General features: G+C 38.2%; 2 protein-coding genes. Both read left to right on the plus strand.

What is annotated here, in order from left to right; genetic code table 11:
* Window positions 1-69 precede the first annotated feature (69 nt).
* Window positions 70-744, plus strand: a complete 675-nt coding sequence (locus tag HC179_RS08895; protein ID WP_168864012.1) for a helix-turn-helix domain-containing protein — start codon at window positions 70-72, stop codon at window positions 742-744.
* Between the two features lie 71 nt (window positions 745-815).
* The coding region (locus HC179_RS08900; RefSeq protein ID WP_240948501.1) for an IS3 family transposase at window positions 816-1,228 on the plus strand (413 nt) is incomplete at its 3' end.

A 1,228-nucleotide genomic window follows, 5' to 3' on the forward strand; every position in this document is an offset into this window, starting at 1 on the left:
TGATATGCTCCCTTTTAAGTAGACAGATTAAAAAACAAAAATCTGTTTCCGCGAAGGGGAGTATTTATAATGTCAAAAAAAGCAAACTCTTTCGATGTCAAAATCAATGTCATAAGGGCTTTGGAAAATCGAACGCACACTATTACAGATTTAGCCCATATAAATAATGTTAGTCCCTCCACTATATATAATTGGATAGATAGGTATGAGAGTCTGGGGGAGAAAGGTTTATACCCTACCTCGAAGGAGTATACGAAGGAATATAAGCTGAGGGTAGTCCTTGAATACCTTAACGGGGGGTACTCTCAAAAAGAACTTGTTAGGAAGTATGAAATATCAAGTAAATCTGTCCTCCAAAAATGGATTAAGAATTATAATAGTCATAGAGAGTTAAAGGATACTTCAAAAGGAAGGAAATTCACTATGACTAACAAACGAAAAACTACCTTAAATGAACGAATAGAGATTGTGCACTATTATCTAGAGAACGGCATGGATTTTCATAAGGCAGCGGAGACCTTCAAGGTCTCTTACCAACAAGTATATCAATGGGTGAAAAAGTATGAGAATGGTGGCGAAGAAGCCCTCCAGGATAAACGTGGGAGGAAAAAGGAAGAAGTGGAACTTTCTCCTGAACAGAAGATAAAACGTGAGATGCAGAGGCTGGAAAGGGAAAATGAACGATTGCGAGCTGAGAACGCATTTCTAAAAAAGCTGGAGGAGATCGAAAGGAGGCAAAAATAAGTCAGATACGCCATGAGGAGAAGTATTTAGCTATTCACGAACTTGAACAAGAAGAAGGGTTTTCTATCGTGATGCTCTGTGACATTGCGGAGATTTCCCGGTCTGCCTATTACAAATGGTTGAAACGCGAGCCTTCAAAACGTGAACGGGAAAGTGAAAAATTAATGAAAGAGATTACTACTTTATTCGAAAAAGTGAAGGGGATTTATGGCTATCGGAGAGTGACCATTACTTTAAATCGAAGATTAGGAACATCTTATAACCATAAACGAATCTTTAGATTAATGCGTGTTTTAGGCATTCAAAGCATTATTCGAAGAAAAAAGAGCCGTTACAAAAAAGTGACTCCTAATCATATTGCCCAAAACCTGTTAAATCGGGAATTCCAAGCAGAAAAGCCGAATGAAAAGTGGGTGACGGACGTTACAGAGTTTAAGTTCGGTAAGGCCACAAAGGCTTATTTGAGTGCGATTCGAGATTTATA

It is taken from the genome of Bacillus sp. RO1, assembly GCF_012524115.1.
Taxonomy (GTDB): Bacteria; Bacillota; Bacilli; order Bacillales; family Bacillaceae_I; genus Sutcliffiella_A.